Raw genomic sequence first — 26,123 nt, 5'->3', positions numbered from 1 at the left:
CTATAAATTCATTTTTAAGATTAATATTTTAATAGTAATTTTCTTCCCGATATTCATTTTTCCATAATTTCTTCTATTTCAACAGGTCCACTACATGTGCATTTTTTTCATCTAGCGGTCTGTTACCATTTTGGACTTTGCGTGTCATACATAATCAAGGCTATGAAATCATATTTAGTAACAATGGACAAAAAAGATTTGGAGGCTATATAGATGGATGAAAACTATGATAAACAGGGGCAATCTTTACTAGGGAATGACTTTAATGAATATGGAGAACGTAATGAACAAGCTATACTTCATTCACAAACAGTTGGTTCACGTGGACCGGCTCTAGAGCAAGATAGTGTACTTCACGAGACGTTACAAGAATTTATTCACGAAAAAATTTTAGAAAGACCTGTTCATGTAAAAGGATTTGGTGCGTTCGGTTATTTTCAAACGATCTATCCGATGTCAGAACATACAAAGTTAAGTTTTCTACAACATTCTAATGAGAAAGTTCCTGTTATGGTTCGATTTTCTTTAGCTGTTAGTACGAAAGGAACACCTGACACTTCTAGAAATGTACGCGGTTTTTCTACAAAGTTTTATACAGAAGAAGGCATTTTCGATCTTTTATGTAATCACATTCCTGTCTTTTCTGTTCGTGATCCGATGCGTTTCCCTGAAACGATTCAAGCGTTGTTACCTTCACCTATAAATAACTTAATAGATCCTAATAGATTTTGGAGCTTTGTCGCTAGCGCACCTGAATCCATTCATTTCGTTGTCCATTTATACTCTGATGCTGGTACAACCAAAAGTCTTCGCCACATCCCAGGACATAGTGTTAATACATATGTATGGAGAAATGCAGAAGGTAATCGAAAGTATGTAAAGTATCATTGGTACCCCTTTGAAGGTGTACAATTCATTACTAGTGAGGAAGCAATTAAACTGGCTGCTGAAAACCCTGATTATAGCGGGAAAGATTTATATGATGCAATCGCAAATGGTAAACCAGTGGAATACGGATTATATGTCCAGCTCATGGACCCGAAAGATGAAGCCCATCTTTCTTATGACCCTTTAGACGATACAAAAGTATGGGATGAAAAGGTGTATCCTCTTATACCAATAGGCAAAATGGTATTAAATAAAAATCCAGAAAATTATATGGAAGAAGTAGAAAAAGTCGCCTTCTCCCCTTCTAATTTACTAGACGGTGCAGAACTATCAGATGATAAAATGTTGCAAGGGCGAGCTAACATTTATAGTGATTCTCAAAGAAGAAGAATTGGACCTGAGTTCCGCAAATTAACGATTAACCAACAGCAAAATTGGACACCTGCTAATCAAATAACGAGCGGTGACGGAAGATACGTTGAAGGTAAACTTGAAAGAACTTCTATTACGAAACAGGATGACTTTACGCAGCCTACTGAATTTTATACGAAGTTAAAACCGATAGAAAAAGAACATCTTGCTAAAAACTTAGCTAGTGATTTGAAAGTTATCTCTGATGATATTAGAAAGGTCGTTTTAGGATATTTTCATAAAGTGTCTGCTGATTTGGTAAAGAGGATTGAAAGTGCAATGCAAAAGCTTTAAGTATATAAAAAAACGTCATTTTAAAAATAAAAAATGACGTTTTTTTTATGGTGAAATTACTAGTAATTTCTACCGCTTCATTTACAATTCTTAACGGAATTTTTCCCCTTCAAAATTTCCGTAATTTCATTTTACATTATGGTACTCATTTCTCTTTTTTAAATAATCTTTTTCACATTGCAACGGCTTGAATTTCACTTTTTTCCCTTTCTTCTTTTTTGTTTCTATAACGATCCATTCCCCTTTTTCAATATCTAGTTTTAGGCGTTTCATTACATTGATAGTATCTTTTTCTTTATAAAGTAAAAATGCTTCTTGCGCACTCACAAATAAGCTAGGCTGCTCACTAAATCCACCACTATCATAAATTTTAGTTAGCGAATTATAATGAGAATCATTTTCCTTTCCACCATACATCAAATGGGCAGCCTCCAGATTTCTTTTACTTACTTCCCAAAAACTATGTTCATCAATATTTAAATTAAATGTGGATTTAATATCACTTATTATATTCTTCACATGCTTGTCATCTCGAATTTTCCTTTTTTCAAGACAATCAGAAGATAGCTCTGGTGCATCTGTTTGAGAATGTACAACTTGTTGAATAGATACACATAATATAAATACAGTTAAAATATACAATATTTTTTTCATACTTACGTTTCACCTCAAGTTATTTAGATACTATATTATTTGAGGCTCACAATATTCTTATGCTAACAATGTGAAAGGCCCTATAGATTGGACTTTTATAGAGCCTTTCATATTAACATTTCTTTATCAAATTCACCGGTGAAGCAATTACCTTACTACTTTTTACGTCATATAGTCCTATAGGCGTTACCCGTATAAAAGGCAAGTGCGTCGCAGAAAAGAATAAAATGGTAAATGCCGGATCGTCATACGCGTAGCCACGCTCTTGAAGTAGTTTCACCATTTGTTTCTCTTCCTGTATTAAATCACTCATTTTTAAATTAGACATAATCCCGAGCAATGGTAATTCTATTTCATGTAATACTTCATTCCTTTCAGCTATTACCATTCCCCCGCCCAGCTCTTTTACTCTATGAAAAGCTGTAAGCATATCATCTTTATTCTTCCCAATAAGAATGATGTCACCGGTACCAGAATAAGAGCTAGCAAGACCACCTAGTTCTTTCGCAAACCCCTTTACAACTGTATTCACTCGCCAAGTACCATCACGAGCAATCATCATGAGAAAACACTCATCATGATTTAGAGAAAGTTCATCACGGTTTAAATCAGTTTCAGTCGTGTATGGTTTTGTTATAACGTTATTTAATAATTGTATACCCATTTTATGAGAAAAAATCATATCTTCTTTTTCTATGGACCAGTCTAATAATAATGGAGTTACTTTAAATTTACTCCAGTCTATTTGAACTGATTCATTTTTGTTTATTCCGTCACGCTTCACCCATTTCCCTTTTGCTATTACACTTATTGGAACCGGGTTTTCTTTACTTTCCAAAATATTCATATTAGCAATTCTACCTGTCGCAATTGAACCATGTACATGTTCCATATTATAATAGCGAGCAATATTATAGCTTGCCATATGATAAGCATCTATTATTGGCACTCCTTGTTTTATCGCGGTAGCTATCATTACATTTGTCATTCCATTTTCATAGAACGAAGGATGTGAGCCGTCTGTCGTAAGAATAAATCTATCAAACTGCTTTACTCCTAGTTCCAGCAATTCTTTCAGTAACACTTCTAAATCTGGACGGATTGAAGAATTTCTTAGGGAAACCGTGTAACCTTGCATAAGACGAGCAAAAGCTTCCTGTCCTGTCATCGCCTCATGATCACAATCTGTACCTAACAGTTTTAACTTTGCTAAAGTCGTTTCAGATGCTCCTGGAAAATGTCCTTCTACTTTTTTATGTAATCGTTTCGTTTCCTGCACCCAATGTAACATTTCATCATCGCCATGTAATAACTTTGGCCACGCTGTTAGCTCACCGCCTTGAAGAACTGCTTTATGCTTTAGCCACTCTATTATTTCTTCACGATTAAATAAAGATTCCCCATTTTGCAATTCAGTTTGTCCATCAAAACGACACCAACAATACATACTTGCTGGAACCTTCTCAAATTCATCTAATAAACGAAATGCTTCTTCACGTTGTAATGTGAAAAATAAAGTTAAATTATCATTAATAAATGTCGTTGTCCCAAATTGCATCGCATGATTCGCTAAAGTTTCAGGGTTATATAATTGATATGGATGTGCATGGGGTTCTATGTAACCGGGTACGACATACTTTCCTTCGCAATCAACAACTTCACACTCCGTTAATTGCCCTGGCTGCTGCTCCCCTACGTATACAATTCGATCATTATATATCCAAATGTGCGCTGTCATCCACTCGCGCATATAAGAATTTAAATAAGTTGCATTTTTCAATAAAATGTGTGGACTTCTTGTGCCGTCTATTACTTCAACATGTTCTCTTAATTGCTTGTTACTCCATCTAAACTGATTTTCTCCCAATGAATTTCACTCCACATCTAGTTACTATTATTTATTAAAATAAAAATAATTAACAAACTAAAGTATTATCCATTCATAACTCCCCTGTATAACCCCTATACCCTTCATTATATGGAATGATTATAAAAATAACAATTTTCAGAATTAAAAACACACCTCTTTGATCAACAATAAAAAGGATGTCGTGTAACCGACATCCTTTTTTATACTAAACTATACGATTGAAATACACTTGATGTCATTCTAGGAATGCTAATACTGTCCTTTAAAGCAGGAGCCTATTCACATTCTATTCATCTATTTCTTAAATTCAATTTGCATCATTTTATTAAACTGTGTACCAATATCAATCACACCTAAAGAATTAGTACTGACAGCCAATGTATGTTTGCCACCCATTACTCCACCAGCAAAAGTAGTAAATCCAGGAATTCCTCCTGTATGCCCCCAAACTGATGCACCGTTTGGAAGTTTAGTTTCATAGATCCCAAGACCATATCCATGACCAATGTCTTCTCTTTCTGTAGGAACTGTTGTCAACATTTCTTTTAGCTGAGTTTCCTTTAGTAACTTGCCACCAAGTAAAGATGAAAAGAACTTATTTAAATCGTCCGCATCTGAAATCATATCTCCCGCTGAATTAGCTAAACTCGGATTATAATACGTCATGTCTTTCAATTCACTTGTTTCGTCAATTTTCATATACCCTCGAGCATGATTCTTTCCTGGGATGACGGGTGAATTACCTGGTAAAAACGTATTTGATAAGTCCAAAGGCTCAATAATGCGCTTTTCGATTTCTTCTGCATAACTATTACCAGTTATTTTTTCAATTATCATTCCTAGTATTACGTATCCTGTGTTTGAATACGACCAACCTTTACCTGGCGAAAAATCTGGAGGTAGAGCAAGTCCTATCTTTACTATTTCTTCTGCTGCATACGTTTTCTTCGAATTCATTATGTCAGCGTCTTTTGATTTTAAGTATTCAGCTATACCACTCGTATGATTCAAAAGTTGACGTATCGTAATTTGATTGCCATCATACCCATTTCCTTGAATGAGACCTGGTAGCCACTTTTCAATTGGATCGTCAAGTTGCACACGATTTTCTCCTACTAATTGAAGAACAGTCGTAGCAGTAAAAGTCTTGGTCACACTACCAATTCGAAAACGATAATCCGATTTCATCGATTTCTTTGTACTTAAATCCGCCACGCCAGCAGTGTAGCTACTAGTTTTTCCGTTGTTAAAAGCCTTAGCTAATATACCTGGTGTGCCAAGCTGTACCGTTTCCTGCATTACTTGTTTCCAGCCATTCCGATTCTTTTGATCATGTGCTTCTGACGAACTAGAAATATTTTGAGTAGACTCTGCTTTCACAGTAAAACCTGGTGTGAATAAAGTAGTACCCGCTAATAAAACTGTCAAACTTGCTAACTTAAGGGAATAACATTTTTTCATAAGGCTTTCTCTCCTCTATTCATATCGTATTGATTCAAGCTATACTTTCATCCTAAATGATAAAACTCTCTTTTTTCTTATCCATTCCTTACGAAATACTTACTTTCAAAATTTGGCGACCAGATGAGAAAAAATTATGTATGGAAATAAAAAAAGAACGTGTTTCATTTATAAACACGTTCTTTTAAGCACTCTATTAACTTTTACCATCCTGCACTAGCGTTCATACCATTTCCGATAATAGTAAGAAGTAGTGGCCATAGTACTGGCCCTAACGTAAGAAATAGATTAAGCAGTATAAGCATTCTATATGTCCCAGGAATATTATAATTTTTACGATTAACAAATACTACAAAAACTAATAATATTATGGTCGTTACAAATAAAAGTAACACTAACGACCAATACCAAACCATTAAACTGAGACTCCATGGCTGTAATAACTCGTGTACAATACCAAAGGTGATTCCCAATACTGCAAAACTAAAAGTAGTAACTGTTGCTTTGATAAACAATTTACTCGTTTTTTTATCGTATGTATACTTACAATATAAATCTATTAACGTATATAAAGATAAAAATGCCATGAATACACCTACCCAAGACAATAACCAGTCTCCGCCACCTCTAACTACCATAAACAGAAACCAACACATCCCTGCTGCAGAAAAAATAAAGGAAAGGAGTATGTTTTTCAATACCGGTTTCATTCTATTTTCACACCCTTACAAAAATTTAAAAATAAATAATAACTTATTATTTACATGCTACTCGTAATTGTTTTATCTCTTTTTCATTCTATATTGATAAAATGAAGATAACCTCACGAAAAATGTAACGAACAATACTCTACTAAGGCAACCCTTTTCCATTGGTATCGATATAAAAAAGTAAGTATACATTATCATATAATTAAATATAAGTAAATAAAATTAATTTACAGTTAATTTTATTTACTTATATTAACGTCACCCTTTCCCGTCTCGCTCTGTCCATCGTACAGTCTCCTCTATATCTAACTCTGTATACGTCTTTTCTCCATAACGGACAGACTCATATATCGGAATAATATCTCTCGTTCTACAAATTCTCGTTAACCATTGTTGCATCGTTTCATAGGACCTTCTCTGTTCGTGAAATGGTAAAGCCCTTTCCCATTCAACTAACGTTTTCCTTATCGTATCTTTAGGTAACGGCTGTTCAAACTGATGCTTCACTTTCTTGTTCTTTTCGGTTCTATCCGTATTTTCTTTTGTTATCGATTTTTTATCCTGTTCTATTTCTGACTTCATTACCTTTTTCCTCATTAATTTATAAAAAGCATATAGAATAACCACTGCAATAATTACATAAAAAACGACACTAATCCATGCATTTGAAAGAACAGAGAATATGTCTCCCCATGAACTTTTCTTTTCGAATCCTTTAAATTTTTTACCCGTTGTTGTTCTTTCACCATTATCTCCCACTTTTTCCTCTTCCAAAGGTGTTCCATAATCTTCAACCTTTTCGGTGTCTATCGTTTCCTTATAAATTTTTTCAGGTTTCTTTTCACTAAAAAAACGCTCTTTTACTATATCTTGTACATACACTACACCTTGTGATAAAGTTATTGCACTAATCGTAAAAAAAAGTATGATTAAAGCTCTTACACTCCATAATTTCACTTTCATATGTCGCCCTTTATTAGCCATGACATAAACCCCTTCTTATTCTTTAATTACAACCCATTTATTCGTTCTGCTGTATTTCCTTGGGGAAGTACCAAGAATTAAAGGAACTGCATCCAATTCTTTACGACGAAAACCTGCTGTGTAAAAATAAGTAGAAGATACAGGCGTATCTTGGTCCGATATTGAGGCAAGTACTTTTAATACATTTTGCAAATGTTTCCGATTATGACCGTTCTTTATATGCAATAATCCATTATCTTTTACGCTATTGATCCATACTTCAAATGAACAGTTTTGTATGAGCAATTGTTTACATATGCCTGCCGTTAATTCAATTAGTTCCTCTGTATCATTTCTCAAAGAAATGCCACTTTTATTTTGCAAGTTGAGATATATCGCATATTTATCTGATTGTGTTCGCTCGTACTTTTTCGCAGTTATCACCCCTGTTTTCGCTGTCGCACTCCAGTGGATAGAACGAAAATCTTCATTTTCATACGACTTCACTCCCATTACTTTCGTTTCATCATATAAGGGTGATGACATCGCTTTTCGAAACCCTCGTGACCATTCTTGCAATTCAGGAACTTGTATTTTCGGAACAGCTGGTAAAACTAAATAAGACGGCGTTTCAACTTGTTTATACGTTATATGGTTCGTTATGAATCCAAAAGGATCCGTAATGACAATTTCAACTTCTTCCCATTTCGCAATTCCTCTTTTTACAGCTACAGCTTGCAAATCAAATGAAACCGAATCTCTTCCTTTTATATTAAAACTTATATAATAATTTGAACCTGTACTATGATTTTTGTTTATTTCATCATGATTCCAAGTTAACTTATTTTCACATTTAAATCGAAATACGATATTGAAAATAGGGAATAACGACTTGTTTGAAATTTTCATTTTGCACACATTCGTTTCACCTATAAAAATGTTTGAATTTCCTTGGCTATATTCCCATTCAACACGAGATACTTTACGTATATATACATGCATAGCACCTATTAAAATTACATACAAAAATACGAGAGATAAAAACAGTAGATTACTTGAAAATACACATAAAATAACGGCTACAACTGACATAACTCCAATTACGAAAGGCTCCGCTAACGGTGTATACACAAGTTGTTGATTCATTGTACATTCTCCACTGGTACATTAATTGTATGAAGAATTTCTTTCATGATTTGTTCTTTCGTCGTTTTCATCTCCCCCTCAATCGTTAACGTTAAACGATGAGCGCAAACGGATGCAGCAAGCGTCTTAATATCATCTGGCGTACAATACTCTCTTTCATTTAATATTGCCCGTGCTTGAATTGCTCTCATAAATGCCAACGTCCCACGCGGACTTACACCAATTTCAATTAACTCATGTTTACGCGTTGTCTCAATAATTTCAAGTAGATAATCTTGCACATCATTTCCTACTAACACTTCTCTTGCACGCTTTTGCACCGTAATAATTTCTTCACTTGAAATAATAGAATGTAACGTTTCTAACGGATCATTCATTTGAAACCGATTCATCATTTCCTTTTCAGCTTCTCTCGTAGGATATCCTTGGCGTATTGTAAGTAAAAATCGATCTAACTGAGCATCAGGTAACGGAAATGTGCCCGCTGATTCGAGTGGATTTTGCGTTGCTATAACTAAAAAAGGTTCTGGTAATGAATGAGTCTGTTTCGCAATAGTCACAGTACGTTCTTCCATCACTTCCAGTAACGAAGATTGCGTTCTCGGTACAGCACGATTTATTTCATCCACTACTACTATATTGGCAAAAATAGGCCCTAACCTCGTTTTAAATTCGGATTCCTTCACATCAAAATATTCGAGACCGATAACATCTCCAGGCAAAGTATCCGCTGTAAATTGTATTCTTTGAAATTTAGCGTCCACACTTTTAGCCAAACTTTTCGCTAATGTTGTTTTTCCAGTCCCCGGTACATCCTCTAATAAAATGTGTCCTCTTGCTATAAGAGCTATAGCTACAAGTTCAATCGCTTCATCCTTACCTATAATAACCTTCGAAATATTGTTAGTAATTTTCTTTAATGTACTCATATAGTAACCTACCACCTTTGAATTTTCTAAAAATTAAGAATATATACTTTCCAAATTATAACATATGACATAAAGTTGAAACAGAGCAACAAGCAAACTTATATTTTTACTTTACTCCACGTAAAAAAAGCACCTATTGTCCTCTGTTGACAATGAAGTGCTTAACTCACGTGATTTTCATATTGGGCATTTGACACCTTATATAAATACATTATCTTTCCTCTCTGCACAAATGAATATAATGACCAAAATTAGGAAACACATCCCATTTATTTTCAAGATCATCATGATTCTCTCGTTCCTCAACTAACCCTCTATTCACATCCACCTTTTCCATTACTGTATAACCATTTTCGTGGAAATTGAAAATCATGCTAGTTTTTTCTTTTTCATTCGTATCATTATATTCCCAATACATAGCTGTTCTTAAGAAAATTCTATTATCATTTATAACTTCAAAATCATAATTTAAATACTTACGAACTAATTCATCATAAAACCCAACTGAAATCCAATCTTTTGTAATATTAATAACATACTTAATCCTTTCACCTTCAATTAACAAGGCCGTATATGGTTCGTTATTTTGATGACACAAATATGCTTTACACTCATCAATCATATTCCAAGGTTTCTTTCTAATATCTGACCACTCGTCACAATAATAAATTTTCATAGTTAATAGTCCCTACCTTATAAACCTCTTAAAAATACGCTCAATACAAACTAATTATGTTTTGAGCATATTAATCACTTATGTATAATAATTTACAGTATATTATTACTCACTACTTTCAATTGTGGGTTTTACTATACAAATTACTTATTTCACTTTTAAAATCATCATACATTAAAAATGCCTCTTTTAATATTTCCTCTAACTCCATATAGTTTCGATATACTGGCGTTTTTATTCTTTCACTTGCATTCATCAATAACCTTGAATACACACTCCAAGGACTACCTAGCCTTACTTCATTATTATGATATACAACCCATACAAACTCTGTCATTCCATGTTCTAAATTTATATTAAACCATGTCATATAATTTGGAGAATGATCCAGAACACCTACCTTAAAAAATTTCTCCTTTTTATCAAAAGTTGCTGCATATCCCAACCTTATAAATATTTCATTTACCTTTTCAATATAATAATCCTCAAGTCTATCATTTAGTTCATTAAGATTTGAGCTACAGTTTCCAGACAATTTTTTATATCTATCTACAAATTTAATTTTTTTCAGAACTTCTTTAATTTCAGGTTTCATTTCAACATTCATTTTCTAATCCTCCATGAAACTTTTGCGTTATATTCACTTCATTTCTTATCTATGTCACCCCAAATATCAACATCACATTCATTTAAAATCGCTTTCATTTCGTCCTTCTCAAATACTACTAAATAATTATACGGTAAGGCTAGCACTTGAATAATTGCAGGTTTCATTTTTAATAATTCGTAGGCGTATATGATTTCCAATTCTCCTGATCCTTCTTCATTGATAGGACCTATATACCAACCTGAATCACCTTCATCACAACCACTAGATCTTTGTAAATACACCTCTTCTTGTTGAAACACATTTTTCGCTATCACAATCTTATCTTTAAATTTTATTAATTGTCCCTCTATTTAAATTCTCCTTCTATTTAACTAGTAACGCTTTATATAATCGTTCAGAACGTTTCTCGATCTTATTATTGGCATTTCCCATAAATTCAAAAATTCGACTTTGAACAATTTGATTTTTTTCAATTTCCGATAGTTTGTGAGCCTTTAATTTATTAAATGAATTTGGCAATGGATATTCAAAAGAATGCCCTTCCCATAACTCTAGTTTATCATCAATAAAGTCTTGCATATAATAATCTGTTACGAAAGTATCGAAAGAACGTCCTAAAAAACTTTGTAGTGACATTAATGTTAAATCCCAATAATCTCTAGTTGCAATAGCACGCCCAACGTTAAATCCTTTAGGCAATAATGTCATATTTCCTATTGTATGTGTCACTGTAGCAAAACGCATAACATCGGGATGATTATTGATATTTTCATAATGATTAAACACTTTTTCAGACAATAACCATTCATACCTTAACAGCTTTAAGGCATTTTTTTTAATTGATTTAGGCTTCACACCACGATTATTACAGAATGTATTAAAATCATTTTCCCAAAATGACTTATCACTTGATAGCAATAAAAGCCGGTACGTTTGATAAAAAGAATTCATAGTATCTAAATCTACATTGTTCAAGTTTTTATTTACATATATTTTAGAATATATATCTAAAACAAGATCACATCTATCACAGTCAAATTTTTCTTTTACTCTGTTTAAAATTCTTTCTTGATAATCTTTTTTGTACAAAATAAATTTTTTTACAGGATGTAATTCTTTTTGCACTTCAAATGATGGTGAAAGATTTTTAATATCAAAGTGAATTACTTCATTTTTATCTAGTTCAATAAAATCTGCCAATCTCAATTCAACAGCCTTCTTTCCCTCTACTTTTTAGTAACTATACGCTCTTTTTTCTCCAACGCATGCATAGCTTTCAATTAACTAGTAAAATGTATTCTAACATTACATATGATGACAACCATTTCAATTTATTCGTTATAAAACTTCCTCTACATCAACACTCTCTATCTTCACTTCATACATATTTGGGATATTTACTTCTTTCGGTACCCATGCATAATAATTTTGATCATTCTCTAACATAAATTGAACTAACTTTGTTTCTGAAACATTCCAGAAATTTTTAAGATTATCGATGTAGTCCTCTAAATCTTCTTTATAGTCCAATTGTAATATATAATCTCTTACCGTCAGGGCAAACACAATTAAACTTCCTAATAGGTTTTTTTGCTCATTTTCTTCTTCATACTCTTGTGGTAAGAACCACACTTGACCTATTCCTATCGTTTTTTTGTATTTTTCATAAAAACTACTATCGTCCATATTATCATAGTCATGAATCAATTCATTGACCAATGAATGCCATTTTGGCGGAATAATGTTTTCCAATACAGGATTATGTTCAATTCCTTCTTGCCACTCTTTTTCTTCTTCCTGTTCTATGGAAGTACGAACTAAATATTCATTTAAATTGATATGTTTGAATTTCATTGATTTTTTATAATGCGCCAAATCATATGGATAATGATTATTATCTTTTAAACTTATATCATCCAGTTCCAAAATTTTCGCAAGCGCTGCCGTTTCAAAGCTCCAATATCCTACATATCCAGGTTCTTTATGCGCATTTTTCCACTCATAATCATAATGACCTTTAAACCATTCTTTCTCCATATACGTTTGTAATCTTTTAGATGCTTCTTTTTTATCTATTTGTGCAAGTTCTATAATCTCTCTCGTTTTTGCATATGGATTTTCTTTATAATATCTGTTCGTCATGTTTGTGTATCCAATATCACTAGCGCATAAGAGGAAATCAATTACTGCGTCATTCATATTTTTTGTATCAACTATCTTTTTTAATCTTTCTATATTCTTTTTATCCGTTTCTAACAAAATTCCTAAAGAAATTATCCAAATCAGACTTAAATATCCAATTTCCCTACTTCCTGTATTCTCTAAATCATAAATTGCATTATGAAAATCTTCTTCTATTACACTAACATCTTCCCCTAAAGAATACTTTGCCCTAATATCCTCCATCTCATATCTAAAATTGGCTAGATATGTCCCTTCTATAATACTCTTATTATCTTTAGAATATCTTTGAATTCCATTTTTAGTATCTTCTTCTAAACTTTTAATATCTTTTCTATTTTCCTCTATAAACTCTTTATGATATTCAATTCCTTCTCTACACTTTTCTTCTATACATAAATAATCTCTCATACCATTCAATTCCTCCTAGCTTCTAAATTATGGCCATTCTCCAACGATGTTACCCTTTGCATCTATCTTAAATGTTTTAACCTTTCCGCTACTATCGACTTTTGATAATACTCTTTCTACCTTATCTCTCTCCAACGCTTTTGTAATCTTATCTGCTAATTTGTTATCTCCATCAACAGCTTTCAATATTCTACTTTTTTCAGTATTCACACCTGTCAACCAACCATCTGACATTTGTCGTCCATCTTTAGTTTTTCCTAATTGTGAACTACCAAACTTTGCTTCATCAATAACATATTTAATATTTGAATTTGGATTTGCATTTTCGTATAATCCATCAATCCCTTTTACTATTTTATCATTTATGCCTGATGGTGCACTTTTTCCGACTGGCTTTAAATCAAATCCAGCTTCTTTTAAACTTTGATTATTCAATAAATTGTCACTAGATTTTATTTCACCATAATTACCTTTTTGCTTATTTTTTAAGATATTTGTCTTGTCTTCTACAACTTTTAATTGATTTTCATTTAAGTTTCTAGCAACGCAACGCTCTCTGCTACTTTACCAACTTGAAACATACCCTAAATAAAAAGAACTTGTTGCCTTTAGTCGACAATCAAGTGCTTTAAGTTCAACTTTTTTAAATAGAATAAATTTGTAAGTTTTAAATTTATAATATGAACTTTCTATGCTTAAGTACACCAACTATTCCTTTAATTTAAGGATTTTCTATATAACTTTCTGCAATATCAATATCATTTGTCATTTCTAATTCTGGAAATTTTCCATCTAATTTTCTTAAACAATTAATTAGTTCTTTACTTTGTAAAATTTCTACTATATCTTCAAAAACTTCACTAATCCAATATAACTCTTCTTTACTACAGTTCTCTAAATATCTTATAGTATTTCCCTCATTTTCTGAAAGAACTTCTATTATTTCATTCCAACTTTTTTGTATCCCATAGTCATCATTTAAATTTAATTTTTTTCTTTCATTTAATATAACTTCCATTTTATTTGCTATATCCATATTAATCCTCCAAACTCTATCTACGGTTGTTTAGTAGCATCTGGAAAAATAGTCCCTATCTCTCCATTTGTTTTTATAACTCCAACCCTAACCCCTATCTACAGATTTCTCTTTCCCATACTCTTTTTCCGTCAGTTAAAAACACTGCACTTGGCGGATCATCATAGAGAGAAATTTCAACCAATGAACTTTTTTCTTGTTTCAACCAATTATATACAATACCTTCGTTAGTAGAAGGTTGAGATAAAATATGATTTACTTGAAATGCAGTTGCATAATATTCTGCGTATGCGGGGTCATCATCATCTAATCCATTGTCCGTCTCATAAAATGTGTCTGTTTTACCTACAATTCTCAACCCACTGTTCCACTCTAATATGATTTCTACACCTTCATGCTCTGTTAATGTTTTAAATAAAGAATCTGCTTCCATAGACATCCTCTTTCTTAATTTTATTCTTATGGTTTTACTGGTACTATATGGGCACCATCTTTTCCATAATGTATCATTCCTCTATTAGTCTCTATATATTGTCCGGTCACAGTGTCATAGTATTTACCTATTGGTTCACCAAAGTCCACTCTTTCTTTATTTTTGGTAACAGTGGTTCCTTTTCCTGCAAACTTATCAAGCAATTCTTGTGCTATTTTATTATCACCATAGAAAATGCTCTTATTTTTTCCATTTGCTAATTATTGTTTGTAATTTGGCTTATTAGGAATATGTTTCTCTTGAGCACACGGCTATACTTTAACTAGAAATCCATGTAATTCTTTGTAAGTTCCTATAGATACGGACTTCTTTTCATACGAAGGTAAGCCATTACCCGTACCTCGTAATCTTAAAATAAAAAGCACTTGTTTCCCATAGGCGACAAGTGCTTTAAGTTCATCTGTTTTTAAGTAGCATAAATTTGTAAGTTTTGTAGTAACAGTATGACACTTTTTCTATGTCGTGCCAACTACTACGTTAAAACTTACGAATTTGTACGAGTTCATTAGTTTAATATACATTCCATCTGTTTGTATTCATCCCTCAGTAAAATATCATCTTGCCTAAGCTCGTACTTCTTTTTCTTTTCTATCATTGTACATAGTACTCCATGATGGTTCAACCATCATGGAGTACTGACTTTCAAACACCCTTTCACTTTCTTATCCCACTTAAAGACTCTCTTTTTCACTCTTGATCATCATAAGCATCTCCAAGTGATTCAAATTCACTCTTTAGCCAATACCAATATTGTCCATTGTTCTTAATAAGTTTTTCAAGTAATTCAGTGAATGAAGTTGCGATAATTTGCGTCTCCCCAACTATTCCATGTCGATCAAAGAAACTATCATAACATCTACCTAATCTCTCTTCACTAAGATCTATTGTTAAATATTCACCCTTACTATCATTGCATATAATATACCAATTTGATGAAATATCTTCTTCACATAACTCTCCTACAATTACGGGATTAGCCAAAATAAACTCCTCTGGGGTAACAATATGAATAGAATATTCCTCATTTTTAAATAAAGTGAGACCACCACAAAGACTATAAAATTCTTTTAAATCACCTGGTAGCATATGCTTATTCTTATCAATTATCGGTAATTCTGTAGGCTCCTGAACTCGACAATTAGGTAATGATTTTACTTTTTTAATCAACTGATTAATATTTTCCATCTAAATTACTCCCTAAAATTATATTGATTAAAGGCCCTATATTACTCTTGTCTAGCTAAACGTGGTACATTCGCAGCATCAAACATTTTTCCCGTCAATTCTTGTATTTCTTTTGGTGAAACAGATTTCCAATCTACTTTACCTCCAACTTTTTTCCCTGTTTTTTCAAAGAGCCATTGTCTATAAACAGCTTTAGTAGCATTGTGTTGCTCTTTAGTTAAAGCTATAGTTGGAGTATTCGCCCCTCTACTAACATAATCAGGGACATTATGTTTAGCCCATACATCCATAACTCCATGATGATTTTCTAATGGTGAATTGCTTGGCCTATACGGTACTATATCGTATGGTTCTGTAGTCTTATCCGTGCCCTTACCACCATCTTTAGACTTCGCAAACTTATAATAAGCTTCTATTAATTCGCCTTGAGGTATTTTGGTTACAATAGTTCCACCAACACTAGAGAATGCATAGGAAGCATTTCTCTTAAATGATTGTAACATTTCAAGCGTAGGCTTCAATTCTTTTGCTAGTGTTATTGCATTAGCAATTGTACTTACTCCACTTGATGTCTTTGCGATATGACCGATTTTATTTAGCGCCTTTAACTTATTTACTTCTCCTACATAATATATATACTCTGAAATACTCTACTTAATTTACAGAACCATTCGCAAACACAAAAATAGTGCTAGTTGGATTCTCCAAACTACCACTATTTTTAAATTCTTCATTCATTAAATTACGTATAAATTAGTTTTTTAACGTTACTCATGATGCGTATATTTCGATTTGTTCGTTATAGAACTTCCTCTACATCGACACTCTCTATCTTCACTTCATACATATTTGGGATATTTACTTCTTTTGGTACCCATGCATAATAATTTTGATCATTTTCTAATATAAATTGAACTAACTTTGTTTCTGAAACATTCCAGAAATTTTTAAGATTATCAATGTAGTCCTCTAAATCCTCTTTATAATCCAATTGTAATATATAATCTCTTACTGTCAGGGCAAACACAATTAAACTTCCTAATAGATTTTTTTGCTCATTTTCTTCTTCATACTCTTGTGGTAAAAACCATACTTGACCTATTCCTATCGTTTTTTTGTATTTTTCATAAAAACTACTATCATCCATATTCTTATAATCATGTATTAATTCATTGACCAACGAATGCCATTTTGGAGGAATAATATTTTCCAATGCAGGATTATGTTCAATTCCTTCTACTATTTCCTCAATTTCTTCTGTCTCATCTTCATAGTGATATTCACTTAGGTCTATATGCTTGAATTTCATTTCATTTTTATAATGTGCCAAATCATATGGATAATGGTTATTATCTTTTAAACTTGTATCATCCAGTTCCAAAATTTTTGTAAGCGCTGCCGTTTCAAAACTCCAATATCCTACATATCCAGGTTCTTTATGCGCATTTTTCCATTCATAATCATAATGGCCTCTAAACCATTCTTTCTCCATGTACGTTTGTAATCTTTTAGACGCTTCTTTTTTATCTATTTGTGCAAGTTCTATAATCTCTCTCGTTTTTGCATATGGATTTTCTTTATAATATCTGTTCGTCATGTTTGTGTATCCAATATCACTAGCGCATAAGAGGAAATCAATTACTGCGTCATTCATATTTTCCTTCTCAACTAGCTTAGCTAAACTTACAAGATTCTTTTTCTCCGTCTCTAATAAAATTCCTAGAGATATCATCCAAATTAGATTTAAATATCCAACTTCTCTTTCCCCTATATGCCCCAAATCAATAAGAGCGTTGTCAAAATCTCCTTCTATTGTATGGATAGCTTCTCCTAGGGAATATTTTGCGTTAATATCCTCTAACTCATAATTAAAATTTAATAGATACCTTCCTTCTATAAGACTTTTATTATCTTTAGCCTTTCTTTGAATACCATTCCTTTCATCTTCTTCAAAACTTTTAATCTCCTCTCTATTTTCCTCAATAAACTCTTTATTATATTCTATTCCTTCTCTACATTTTTCTTCTATACATAAAGGATCTCTCATACTATTCAATTCCTCCTAGTGCCTTAAATTATGGCCATTCTCCAATTATGTCTCCCTTTGCATCTATTCTAAATGTTTTCACATTTCCACTACTATCAACCTTTGATAACACTCTCTCAACTTCCTGATCTTGTAATGCTTTCGTAATCTTTGATGCTAATTTTGCATCTCCATCAACAGCCTTCAATATCCTACTTTTTCGGGTCTTCGCACCATTCAACCAATCATTTGACATTTGTCGTCCATCTTTAGTTTTTCCTAATTGTGAACTACCAAACTTTGCTTCATCAATAACATATTTAATATTTGAATTTTGATTTGCATTTTCGTATAATCCATCAATTCCTTTTACTATTTTATCATTTATACCTGTTGGTGCACTTTTTCCGACTGGCTTTAAATCAAATCCAGCTTCTTTTAAACTTTGATTATTCAATAAATTGTCACTAGATTTTATTTCACCATAATTACCTTTTTGCTTATTGGTAGCTGTTTTTGCATCAAAATTATCTACAGTTTTATTTTTGTTACTGCTAGGTTTACCGTTACCACCATCTTTAGACTTCGCAAACTTATAATAAGCTTCTATCAATTCGCCTTGTGGTATTTTGGTTATAATAGTTCCACCAACATTAGAGAATGCATAGGAAGCCTCTTTCTTAAATGATTGTAACATTTCAAGCGTAGGCTTCAATTCTTTTGCTAGTTTTACTGCATTAGCAAATGTACTTAATCCACTTGATGCTTTTGCTCCTTTTGTGATATGGCCTACTTTATTTAGTCCCCTATCGCCTAATATTGTGGTAGCTATTTGTGTTAATCCATAGGTCGTCAATTCTGTACGACTCTCTGCATCTCCCTCTATCATATCTCGTTTTATTTTATTTGAAAATGCATGCCACATATTTTTTGCAGTTTCATCCAAATGGAAAAGTGCATAGGTTACATTAATAAAAGTTCCTATGTCCATATTACTTAAAGCTATTGCAGACTCGATTTCATCACCAACAGCTTTCCCCGATCCTCTTTGAATAGCTTCCCACATCTTTTTCGCTGTTTCAAACGTGCCAACTATACTGTCTGTCGCATCGTCCCAAGCATTTCTAACCGGAGATTTCTCCTCAATTATGTTATTTATTTCTATATCTTTAATTGACTGATTGTTTTTTCGAGCTGTTTCTTCTATAATCCCCTGAATCGAACTCACCCAATCCATATTCAATCCTTGTGTACTAAACGTCCCACTCACAGGACTAAATCCTTTCCCGCTTTGCACTTCAGCGAGTCCGGCTGTGATGCTAGCGGCTAATTGGAGAGCGGTGCTGTAGTTGTTGCTGGATGAATGATTGAATTCATATAAATGCTCAAGTTTTTCTTCCAGTTTTTTTCTCATTGCACCTAATACCGTTACAATCGCACTTACTCCGGGCATTGGTGTAAGTACTTCTATTGCTTCTATACTTGTAATCGATTGATTAATTCCCCGTATTTGTTCTCTTATTTCTTGTTCGATCACATCTGTCGAAGCAACTTTCGCTTGGAACTCATTTGGAAATGCTTCGTTTTGGCGAATTAATTCTTCACATAAGCATATGATTCCTTGCGCTAATGGCCGAAATGTTTGGACAAGGTAGGCTTTTGCACTACTGTATGTTTGTCCTTGTAGTACTGTATCTACCGCAAATGCATCAATAGATTGAATGGCTTGTTCCATACTTTCAATCGTAGCATTACATATAGCGTTCATACTTTGAGTTTGACTTTGTACTTCTCCCAAATACATGTTTAAACTCATGTATTGGCCTCCCTTTGTAGTTGCTGCTGTTCATAGGAAAGGTCGCTTTCTTTCTCACTGAGATGCCATTTTTCTTTAAGCAACGTCTCTTTTTCGTTTTCTAATTCGAATGTAAGTTTTCTTTCATACTGCCCGATCTCTTGCCGCATATTCGTAAAAAGGTGAAATGATTCTTTGTCACCATACCAAGTTTCTAGTATTCGGTTAAATAAACGATTATTTCTATTTTTCCATTCATGAAAACTATCCTCAGCTCGTTCTTGATTTTGCAGCGCCATTCGGTTTTCATTTTGTTCTTCAAATATAATTCGTAATTTTTGATTACATTGACTGATTTTCGTTTCAATTTCTTGACTCATTTTTTCTCCCTACCTTTTCCCCTTTACGTAGGCTGTTACATTATTGAAAAGTCTTTTGAAGCCCGGTATCCATTTTCTCAAATTCATTTGCTACGGAATGGATATTATCAATCGTTTGTTGAAAAGCAGCGCAAAATTGTGTCGTGATCTGTAAATTTTGTTGATTTGCTTCTTGTGCTTTAGAGTTCACAGATAGTGTCGTACGCGTTGCCTTATTTATAGAGCGACTAGTGGCACTTTGCATTCTATCTGAAGCATTTCTCATTTTCGTTGCAAGTTGCGTTGCCCTATGCAAATTACTCTGAAATTCTCCCATCACTTACTCCTCTCTACCTTATATTTTCAAGAAAATTATACCATGGAAAAATATTCTAATAAACGAAATGTTCGAATTTAACATACAATTCACCACTATTACTGAATATAATTTCAACATAATTGTGTCAAAAGTAGGTTCTACTTATACAAAAAAGATGACCTCAGCTATACGCTAAAGTCATCTTTTCTACCTTATTATTTCACTAACTCTCCATTATAAGCTTTTATATCTAATGGAGCAGTTAAATACTGTGCTGCTTTACTAACGAAAGATGTGAAGTGTTCACTCGTATTATGACCCGCAACTGCCTCTTCATCTTTCCATACTTCTACCATTGTATATACATTTTCTTTTTCTGTATCTTTATATAAGTCATAAGATACATTTCCACTTTCTTCTCTTGAATTATGAATGAGCGGACGAATTTCTTCTAAAAATGATTGTTGTTTTGCTGGATCTACTTGAAATATTGCGTGAATAATAATCATGGTGTTTCCCCTCTCATATTCCACTTATTTCTTTGAAATTACTTCCACTCAGCAACTTTTTCAATTGGAAGGCGTACTGATTGGTAACCACTGTCAGCAGCTTTTCCGATTGAAATTAACATTACTGGTACGTGACGTTCTTTATCTAATCCGAATGCTTCTGCGATTTGGTCTTTTTCAAATCCGCCAATTGGGCAAGTGTCATAACCGTGAGCACGAGCTGCTAGCATAAATTGCATTGCTACAAGACCACCGTCAATTAGTACTGTATCTTTCATGACTTCTGGTGTAACCATTGAGAAGTAAGCTGAAAGTTTTTTCATTTGATCTTCTTTTACTTCTGCTGGCATAAGTCCGCGCTCTACAGCTGTACCGTAAATTTCTTCTGCGTTATCAAAGTTGTTTAAATCACCAAATACAGCAATCATTGCTGAAGATGTTTCTACTTGAGATTGATTGAATTTCGCTAGTGGCGCAAGTGTTGCTTTCGCTTCGTCACTTTCAATTACTAAAAATCTCCATGGTTGCATGTTTACAGATGATGGTGCAAGTGTTGCTTCTGTAAGAATTTCTGTCATTTCTTCTTTGCTAATTTTCACTGATGTGTCATATTTACGAATTGAACGACGTCCTGTTAAAATTTCGTTAAAATCATTTGTTTTTACTGAGTTAGTCATAGTTGTATTCTCCCTTTTTTATAATTCTTTTATATTTTCTTGAATGTGATTTAACATATTTAAAAGATTATCGCACTGTTCTTCACTTAATCCTTTAAATGCTGAAGCTGCAAAACGTTCTTTTTCCTCTTGAAACGCCTGAATTTTATTTCGTCCCTCTTCAGTTAGAGAAACTAACGTAATTCTGTTATCTTCTGGATTTTTACGTCTTACTATCATTTCATTTGCCTCAAGCTGCTTTAAATGCCTTGTTATCGCAGCATTATCAATATTCACTTCTTGTTGAAGTGCTTTTTGACTAATTTCACCTACTTCATATAACTGAAGTATAAGCTCTAATCGAGACTGGCTCATACCCGTACACCCTTCAAACTTCGAACTTACTTCTTTATTTAGAAAGTGTAATTTATATAAAATAATCGCTTCTTTTGAGCATGAACTTGTCAAATTACCCCTCCTTTACATCTAAAATAAAAACGTTTGATGTATCAATAGTTGATATGTCAATTAATATAATCTATATCGATTTAGAATGCAAGCATTTTGTTTTCATTTATATTTTTCCAAATTAAGGCGCTTTGTCGCGTTACAAATAATGTTAATTGCACTATAATAGTACTAATTTAAATGACTGGAGAGTGATTGTGATGCGGCAATACACAAATAGAAATGAGGAATTAAAAATGGAAAATGAAATGAGGCTATTCACATATGACAACAATAAATATAGGGATTGTCGCGCACGTAGACGCTGGCAAGACGAGTTTGACTGAGCGTATTCTTTATGAAACAAATGTGATTAAAGAAATTGGCCGAGTAGATAGTGGTAATACGCAAACTGACTCAATGGAATTAGAAAGACAACGCGGAATTACGATTAAAGCATCTGTCGTCTCTTTCTGTATCAATGACTTAAAAGTAAATGTCATTGATACACCTGGACACGCTGATTTTATCGCTGAAGTGGAGCGCTCATTCCGTGTTTTAGACGGTGCAATTTTAGTTATTTCTGCCGTTGAAGGTGTGCAAGCGCAAACAAAAATTTTAATGCGAACATTACAGAAACTAAACATACCGACTATTTTATTCGTTAATAAAATTGATCGTAGTGGCGCAAATACTGACAAAGTTATGAAACAAATAAAAGAGGTTCTTTCAAATGAAGGATTCCCCTTCTATTCTGTCCTAAACGAAGGAACGAAAGAAACCCGTATCATTGATTACAAATCATACGACGATTGTATGGAACTGTTAGCACCATATAATGAATCGTTACTTGCGTCATATGTAAATGATGAAATCGTACCGGACGTATTATTAAGAGAAGAACTCGAAAAACAAATACAGCAAGCAAATGTGTACCCAATCTTTTTCGGTTCAGCCATGACAGGTATAGGTGTAACTGAACTGCTCGAAAATATTTCAGAACTAATTCCAGCTAATAAGCCTGCTGAAAATGAAACATTATCTGGTGTTGTGTTTAAAATTGAACGTGAACCTTCTGGGGAAAAGATTGCATATGTAAGAGTTTTTTCTGGTAACTTACACGTTAGAAATTATGTTGATATACAGCGCCATGAGCCTCTACCACATAAGGAAAAGATTAAAAAAATGTGCATGTTTCATAACGGAAATGCTATTCAAGCTTCTATAGTTCCTAGCGGAGAATTTTGCAAAGTGTGGGGACTGAATGATATTAAAATTGGTGATATTATCGGTGAACGGACGAATTATATAAAAGACATTCACTTTGCCGAACCACAAATGGAAGCTGCTATTGAAGCAGTACCAAAAGAACGAATTCATGATCTATACGCTGCACTTATGGATCTATGTGAAGAAGATCCGCTCATTAAAGTGTGGAAAGATGATATTCATAATGAACTATATATTCGCCTTTTCGGGGAAGTACAAAAAGAAGTAATTGAAACAACACTTTTTGAGAAATATAATTTGCAGGTGACTTTCTCAAATACGCGGGTTGTATGTATTGAGAAGCCAATTGGCGTAGGTAATAGCGTTGAAGTAATGGGTGTAAAAACGAATCCATTTTACGCAACAATTGGCTTTAAAATCGAACGTGGTGAACTGAATTCTGGCATAACATATAAGTTAGGCGTTGAACTTGGATCGCTGCCTTTAGCATTTCATAAAGCAATTGAAGATACAGTATTTCAAACGTTAAAACAAGGTTTGTACGGATGGGAAGTTACGGACATTATCGTCACGTTAACACATACTGGTTATGCAAGCCCTGTTACAACAGCGAGTGACTTTAGAAATTTAACACCACTCGTTTTAATGGATGCTTTAAAGCAAGCTGAAACATGTGTATATGAACCAGTAAACGCATTTGAATTAACTGTACCAGAACGTGCAATTAGTACCGCAATGTATAAATTAGCTGCCATTCCAGCAGCTTTTGCAGATCCTATATTCAATAATGATTCTTACGAGTTAACAGGCTCATTACCTGTTGCGAAAACAGAGAATTTTAAACGAATGCTTCATTCATTCACTGAAGGAGAAGGCATTTTTACAGCGAAGCCATCTGGTTACAAAGAACTGAAGGCTCCCTTCTCTACTCGAAAACGTGTTGATTATAATCCGCTGAATCGTAAGGATTATTTGCTTCATGTGCTTAGGGCTTATTAAGTAAAAAAGAGGTGCAAATTGCACCTCTTTTTGCATGTATTGATAAGTTAGTTTGTCCTAACAACTTCTTTAAGCTTTTCTATTATTTTTGCTATTGCTTCGATTGAATTCTCGGTTTCATATTCTCCAACATTTACAGAATGATTTGCATTTTTGACAACTTCAATTTGTAAATTCGTCTTATGTAACTGATCGATTTGATCTGCATTATATTGGTGATCTTTATCTCCAATTACTAATAGCCCTTCGTGACGACTATGTAAAATCGACTCAAAAATGGAATCAAAAGTTAGTAAAGGTGTAAGTAGTATCATTTTAGACTGTAAAAAATCTTCTCTCTTCATTAAATCATTTGCAATCGGAATGGTTCCGAGTGACTTCCCTAAAAACATCGTATGATTGTATTGCTCACCTTTTAATACTTCCTTCATTACAGGATTAATATCATCCATCATTTTTTTTGTTATTTCTTCCATTGGTTTATTCATTACTTGTTCGTCATAAGAATAATGAATATGTACTACATCTATTTTATTTTCGAGCATAAGCATCGTCGCATAATAAAATAACGGTTTATCGTAATTGTATCCTGAACCTGAGAACATAAAGCAAACCGTACTGGAACCTTTTTCGATATGTGTATATGGAATTACTTTGCTGTCTACATGAATCTCTTTTTTAGTCCCCTTCACCGTTTTCCCCTCCGCATGCATTTACTTTTGTAAAACGATATGCTCTGTATGAACTAATACATCCTTTACTTTCTCTTTTATAAATGCTGGCTGTAAGTTGTATGTGTCTAACTCTTCTACCGGCACCCACTTAAAGAAATACGTTCTACCTTCTTCTTCCAAAATATATTGATCCGCTCCATTTGCAGGCAATTCATGTAGCTCTACTTCATAATAAAAACTAATTTCATGAAACTTTCGTTCAGAAAGTGTAAAGAAATTTTCTACTGACCATATTAATCTCTTTATCTCGATAGGAACCGTTAACTCTTCAGCAAGCTCTCGTTTTAACGCATCTTCACTATTTTCTAGCATTTTCACTCGTCCGCCCGGTACGTACCAAAAATCTTCACCGTCACCTTGCAGAATAAGTATTTTATTATCGTGTTTACAAATTGCTCCGACGCGATAATTAAAACATGTTTCTTCAACTTTAAATGTTAGATCCACACCGATTGCCCCCTATACTTCATTCAAAAATCGCTATAAAACTATTATGTATGTGCTGTACAAATAAGATTACTAAATTTTTCTATTCCATTCAATAATTTTACAACTTTTCAAAAACAATACGCATCATTTGTCATCACAAGTATAAATACATATGTCACAATCACTGCACACACTAGAGAAGCATTATGGGGGACGAATGGAAACATTGTCAATATACAAAACTGAAAAATCAAATAATTACTAAGGCATCATTATAAAAGATAAAGTAAAACTTCAATAAATGGAGTTTTTATCTTTCCCCTGTTGTTTTTAAATATTGTTAAGACATTATTAAAAAAGACGCAAGGTCAACTTATGTGCTAATTAATTCTTTTTCTAGAAAAAGCGTCTTTTATTGCACTTGTTAATACATTTAGGAATAATAAAATAGCCATAACTACCGTTAATACGTTAAATTGCTTTGTTTTATAAGGAGCGAACCATTCCGTAAAGAACTCTGCATTAACGAGACGCTCCCCAACTCCTCCTTCCTTGAAGTTCGGTATCCACGAATTCATATCAAGGACGATAAAAATTAGTTGCATAACGAAAAATGCTCCAATAGTTTTCAGCCAATTTCGTATTCGAATAGGACGCCCTTTTTTTGATGTCATTTAAATGATCCTCCTTTTAGAACTTGCT

At 33.2% G+C, this 26,123-nt stretch carries 27 protein-coding genes and 4 pseudogenes; 2 read left to right on the top strand and 29 right to left on the bottom strand.

Features of this window, described 5'->3' with window-relative positions:
* The first annotated feature begins 213 nt into the window (after positions 1-213).
* Positions 214-1,593, top strand: coding sequence for a catalase (locus DN389_RS13520; RefSeq protein ID WP_149237256.1), 1,380 nt, complete (start codon positions 214-216; stop codon positions 1,591-1,593).
* A gap of 126 nt (positions 1,594-1,719) precedes the next feature.
* On the opposite strand, the gene DN389_RS13515 is transcribed toward DN389_RS13520, so the two are convergent.
* The 26 genes and pseudogenes from DN389_RS13515 to DN389_RS13390 all read right to left on the bottom strand — a co-directional run bounded on the left by DN389_RS13515 (position 1,720) and on the right by DN389_RS13390 (position 22,050).
* A complete protein-coding gene (locus DN389_RS13515; RefSeq protein ID WP_149237255.1) occupies positions 1,720-2,247 on the bottom strand; it encodes a hypothetical protein in 528 nt (175 codons plus the stop codon).
* A gap of 112 nt (positions 2,248-2,359) precedes the next feature.
* On the bottom strand, positions 2,360-4,114 hold the full coding sequence (locus DN389_RS13510) for an adenine deaminase C-terminal domain-containing protein (protein ID WP_149237254.1): 1,755 nt from the start codon (positions 4,112-4,114) through the stop codon (positions 2,360-2,362).
* Positions 4,115-4,411: 297 nt separating this feature from the next.
* Complete coding sequence (locus DN389_RS13505) at positions 4,412-5,578, bottom strand: serine hydrolase domain-containing protein (protein ID WP_088080974.1); 1,167 nt, start codon at positions 5,576-5,578, stop codon at positions 4,412-4,414.
* 203 nt (positions 5,579-5,781) lie between these two features.
* Positions 5,782-6,288, bottom strand: coding sequence for a DUF3902 family protein (locus tag DN389_RS13500; protein ID WP_088092436.1), 507 nt, complete (start codon positions 6,286-6,288; stop codon positions 5,782-5,784).
* A 258-nt stretch (positions 6,289-6,546) separates the two neighbouring features.
* Positions 6,547-7,272 (bottom strand): hypothetical protein, encoded by a 726-nt coding sequence (locus tag DN389_RS13495; RefSeq protein ID WP_098802482.1) that lies wholly within the window; start codon positions 7,270-7,272, stop codon positions 6,547-6,549.
* 15 nt (positions 7,273-7,287) lie between these two features.
* Entirely contained in the window at positions 7,288-8,397 is a 1,110-nt protein-coding gene (locus DN389_RS13490) for a DUF58 domain-containing protein (protein WP_098802483.1), read from the bottom strand.
* Positions 8,394-9,326 (bottom strand): AAA family ATPase, encoded by a 933-nt coding sequence (locus DN389_RS13485; RefSeq protein WP_098190433.1) that lies wholly within the window; start codon positions 9,324-9,326, stop codon positions 8,394-8,396. The genes DN389_RS13490 and DN389_RS13485 overlap by 4 nt, the downstream gene beginning before the upstream one ends.
* 211 nt (positions 9,327-9,537) lie before the next feature.
* Positions 9,538-10,002, bottom strand: coding sequence for a hypothetical protein (locus DN389_RS13480; RefSeq protein WP_060487223.1), 465 nt, complete (start codon positions 10,000-10,002; stop codon positions 9,538-9,540).
* Between the two features lie 118 nt (positions 10,003-10,120).
* Positions 10,121-10,609, bottom strand: coding sequence for a hypothetical protein (locus tag DN389_RS13475; protein WP_088080980.1), 489 nt, complete (start codon positions 10,607-10,609; stop codon positions 10,121-10,123).
* 38 nt (positions 10,610-10,647) lie between these two features.
* Positions 10,648-10,962: pseudogene (locus tag DN389_RS13470) on the bottom strand (immunity protein Imm33 domain-containing protein); the annotation flags it as partial.
* 13 nt (positions 10,963-10,975) lie between these two features.
* Positions 10,976-11,818: a hypothetical protein gene (locus DN389_RS13465; protein WP_149237252.1), complete on the bottom strand. Its 843-nt coding sequence runs from the start codon at positions 11,816-11,818 to the stop codon at positions 10,976-10,978.
* 132 nt (positions 11,819-11,950) lie between these two features.
* A complete protein-coding gene (locus tag DN389_RS13460) occupies positions 11,951-13,204 on the bottom strand; it encodes a PoNi-like cognate immunity protein (protein WP_149237251.1) in 1,254 nt (417 codons plus the stop codon).
* A 27-nt stretch (positions 13,205-13,231) separates the two neighbouring features.
* Positions 13,232-13,687: pseudogene (locus DN389_RS13455) on the bottom strand (cytoplasmic protein); the annotation flags it as partial.
* 238 nt (positions 13,688-13,925) lie between these two features.
* Complete coding sequence (locus DN389_RS13450) at positions 13,926-14,240, bottom strand: hypothetical protein (RefSeq protein ID WP_149237250.1); 315 nt, start codon at positions 14,238-14,240, stop codon at positions 13,926-13,928.
* 20 nt (positions 14,241-14,260) lie between these two features.
* Positions 14,261-14,335: pseudogene (locus DN389_RS29175) on the bottom strand (EndoU domain-containing protein); the annotation flags it as partial.
* Positions 14,335-14,673, bottom strand: coding sequence for a hypothetical protein (locus DN389_RS13440; RefSeq protein ID WP_149237249.1), 339 nt, complete (start codon positions 14,671-14,673; stop codon positions 14,335-14,337). The pseudogene DN389_RS29175 and the gene DN389_RS13440, both read right to left, overlap by 1 nt.
* A gap of 26 nt (positions 14,674-14,699) precedes the next feature.
* Complete coding sequence (locus tag DN389_RS28790; protein ID WP_255450689.1) at positions 14,700-14,909, bottom strand: polymorphic toxin type 50 domain-containing protein; 210 nt, start codon at positions 14,907-14,909, stop codon at positions 14,700-14,702.
* Between the two features lie 511 nt (positions 14,910-15,420).
* On the bottom strand, positions 15,421-15,918 hold the full coding sequence (locus tag DN389_RS13430; protein WP_149237248.1) for an SMI1/KNR4 family protein: 498 nt from the start codon (positions 15,916-15,918) through the stop codon (positions 15,421-15,423).
* A gap of 41 nt (positions 15,919-15,959) precedes the next feature.
* Positions 15,960-16,292 (bottom strand): annotated as a pseudogene (locus DN389_RS13425) (hypothetical protein); the annotation flags it as partial.
* A gap of 425 nt (positions 16,293-16,717) precedes the next feature.
* Positions 16,718-17,965: a PoNi-like cognate immunity protein gene (locus tag DN389_RS13420; protein WP_149237247.1), complete on the bottom strand. Its 1,248-nt coding sequence runs from the start codon at positions 17,963-17,965 to the stop codon at positions 16,718-16,720.
* Between the two features lie 28 nt (positions 17,966-17,993).
* A complete protein-coding gene (locus tag DN389_RS13415) occupies positions 17,994-19,760 on the bottom strand; it encodes a T7SS effector LXG polymorphic toxin (RefSeq protein WP_149237246.1) in 1,767 nt (588 codons plus the stop codon).
* On the bottom strand, positions 19,757-20,119 hold the full coding sequence (locus DN389_RS13410; RefSeq protein ID WP_149237245.1) for a DUF3958 family protein: 363 nt from the start codon (positions 20,117-20,119) through the stop codon (positions 19,757-19,759). The genes DN389_RS13415 and DN389_RS13410 overlap by 4 nt, the downstream gene beginning before the upstream one ends.
* Before the next feature lie 40 nt (positions 20,120-20,159).
* Complete coding sequence (locus DN389_RS13405; protein ID WP_060487227.1) at positions 20,160-20,435, bottom strand: TIGR04197 family type VII secretion effector; 276 nt, start codon at positions 20,433-20,435, stop codon at positions 20,160-20,162.
* Between the two features lie 197 nt (positions 20,436-20,632).
* Positions 20,633-20,926: a putative quinol monooxygenase gene (locus DN389_RS13400; RefSeq protein WP_060487228.1), complete on the bottom strand. Its 294-nt coding sequence runs from the start codon at positions 20,924-20,926 to the stop codon at positions 20,633-20,635.
* 38 nt (positions 20,927-20,964) lie between these two features.
* Positions 20,965-21,603, bottom strand: a complete 639-nt coding sequence (locus DN389_RS13395) for a nitroreductase family protein (RefSeq protein ID WP_000185402.1) — start codon at positions 21,601-21,603, stop codon at positions 20,965-20,967.
* Between the two features lie 18 nt (positions 21,604-21,621).
* On the bottom strand, positions 21,622-22,050 hold the full coding sequence (locus DN389_RS13390) for a MarR family winged helix-turn-helix transcriptional regulator (RefSeq protein ID WP_088122467.1): 429 nt from the start codon (positions 22,048-22,050) through the stop codon (positions 21,622-21,624).
* A 264-nt stretch (positions 22,051-22,314) separates the two neighbouring features.
* Here DN389_RS13390 and DN389_RS13380 point away from each other — a divergent pair, with 264 nt between their 5' ends.
* The gene (locus tag DN389_RS13380; protein WP_149237244.1) at positions 22,315-24,258 is read left to right on the top strand and encodes an elongation factor G; all 1,944 of its coding nucleotides are present in this window, start codon (positions 22,315-22,317) and stop codon (positions 24,256-24,258) included.
* A 47-nt stretch (positions 24,259-24,305) separates the two neighbouring features.
* Here the strand turns inward: DN389_RS13380 and DN389_RS13375 are convergent, their stop codons facing one another.
* The 3 genes from DN389_RS13375 to DN389_RS13365 form a co-directional block, all read right to left on the bottom strand.
* The gene (locus tag DN389_RS13375) at positions 24,306-24,971 is read right to left on the bottom strand and encodes an alpha/beta family hydrolase (protein ID WP_179955894.1); all 666 of its coding nucleotides are present in this window, start codon (positions 24,969-24,971) and stop codon (positions 24,306-24,308) included.
* On the bottom strand, positions 24,972-25,439 hold the full coding sequence (locus tag DN389_RS13370; protein WP_149237242.1) for an NUDIX hydrolase: 468 nt from the start codon (positions 25,437-25,439) through the stop codon (positions 24,972-24,974).
* A 362-nt stretch (positions 25,440-25,801) separates the two neighbouring features.
* Positions 25,802-26,095 (bottom strand): YfzA family protein, encoded by a 294-nt coding sequence (locus tag DN389_RS13365; RefSeq protein WP_098084640.1) that lies wholly within the window; start codon positions 26,093-26,095, stop codon positions 25,802-25,804.
* Between the last annotated feature and the right edge of the window lie 28 nt (positions 26,096-26,123).

Origin of the sequence: Bacillus sp. AY3-1 (assembly GCF_008368785.1) — a bacterium.
GTDB classification, from domain to species: domain Bacteria; phylum Bacillota; class Bacilli; order Bacillales; family Bacillaceae_G; genus Bacillus_A; species Bacillus_A wiedmannii.
This window is presented reverse-complemented; position numbering and strand designations above follow the sequence as displayed.

What these genes read in the sequence shown, in the direction of transcription:
- DN389_RS13520 (WP_149237256.1), top strand. Translation starts at nt 214, where the DNA reads ATGGATGAAAACTATGATAAACAGGGGCAATCTTTACTAGGGAATGAC.
- DN389_RS13515 (WP_149237255.1), bottom strand. Translation starts at nt 2,247, where the DNA reads ATGAAAAAAATATTGTATATTTTAACTGTATTTATATTATGTGTATCT.
- DN389_RS13505 (WP_088080974.1), bottom strand. Translation starts at nt 5,578, where the DNA reads ATGAAAAAATGTTATTCCCTTAAGTTAGCAAGTTTGACAGTTTTATTA.
- DN389_RS13500 (WP_088092436.1), bottom strand. Translation starts at nt 6,288, where the DNA reads ATGAAACCGGTATTGAAAAACATACTCCTTTCCTTTATTTTTTCTGCA.
- DN389_RS13495 (WP_098802482.1), bottom strand. Translation starts at nt 7,272, where the DNA reads ATGGCTAATAAAGGGCGACATATGAAAGTGAAATTATGGAGTGTAAGA.
- DN389_RS13490 (WP_098802483.1), bottom strand. Translation starts at nt 8,397, where the DNA reads ATGAATCAACAACTTGTGTATACACCGTTAGCGGAGCCTTTCGTAATT.
- DN389_RS13485 (WP_098190433.1), bottom strand. Translation starts at nt 9,326, where the DNA reads ATGAGTACATTAAAGAAAATTACTAACAATATTTCGAAGGTTATTATA.
- DN389_RS13480 (WP_060487223.1), bottom strand. Translation starts at nt 10,002, where the DNA reads ATGAAAATTTATTATTGTGACGAGTGGTCAGATATTAGAAAGAAACCT.
- DN389_RS13475 (WP_088080980.1), bottom strand. Translation starts at nt 10,609, where the DNA reads ATGAATGTTGAAATGAAACCTGAAATTAAAGAAGTTCTGAAAAAAATT.
- DN389_RS13460 (WP_149237251.1), bottom strand. Translation starts at nt 13,204, where the DNA reads ATGAGAGATTATTTATGTATAGAAGAAAAGTGTAGAGAAGGAATTGAA.
- DN389_RS13450 (WP_149237250.1), bottom strand. Translation starts at nt 14,240, where the DNA reads ATGGATATAGCAAATAAAATGGAAGTTATATTAAATGAAAGAAAAAAA.
- DN389_RS13440 (WP_149237249.1), bottom strand. Translation starts at nt 14,673, where the DNA reads ATGGAAGCAGATTCTTTATTTAAAACATTAACAGAGCATGAAGGTGTA.
- DN389_RS13430 (WP_149237248.1), bottom strand. Translation starts at nt 15,918, where the DNA reads ATGGAAAATATTAATCAGTTGATTAAAAAAGTAAAATCATTACCTAAT.
- DN389_RS13420 (WP_149237247.1), bottom strand. Translation starts at nt 17,965, where the DNA reads ATGAGAGATCCTTTATGTATAGAAGAAAAATGTAGAGAAGGAATAGAA.
- DN389_RS13415 (WP_149237246.1), bottom strand. Translation starts at nt 19,760, where the DNA reads ATGAGTTTAAACATGTATTTGGGAGAAGTACAAAGTCAAACTCAAAGT.
- DN389_RS13410 (WP_149237245.1), bottom strand. Translation starts at nt 20,119, where the DNA reads ATGAGTCAAGAAATTGAAACGAAAATCAGTCAATGTAATCAAAAATTA.
- DN389_RS13405 (WP_060487227.1), bottom strand. Translation starts at nt 20,435, where the DNA reads ATGGGAGAATTTCAGAGTAATTTGCATAGGGCAACGCAACTTGCAACG.
- DN389_RS13400 (WP_060487228.1), bottom strand. Translation starts at nt 20,926, where the DNA reads ATGATTATTATTCACGCAATATTTCAAGTAGATCCAGCAAAACAACAA.
- DN389_RS13395 (WP_000185402.1), bottom strand. Translation starts at nt 21,603, where the DNA reads ATGACTAACTCAGTAAAAACAAATGATTTTAACGAAATTTTAACAGGA.
- DN389_RS13380 (WP_149237244.1), top strand. Translation starts at nt 22,315, where the DNA reads ATGACAACAATAAATATAGGGATTGTCGCGCACGTAGACGCTGGCAAG.
- DN389_RS13375 (WP_179955894.1), bottom strand. Translation starts at nt 24,971, where the DNA reads ATGCATGCGGAGGGGAAAACGGTGAAGGGGACTAAAAAAGAGATTCAT.
- DN389_RS13365 (WP_098084640.1), bottom strand. Translation starts at nt 26,095, where the DNA reads ATGACATCAAAAAAAGGGCGTCCTATTCGAATACGAAATTGGCTGAAA.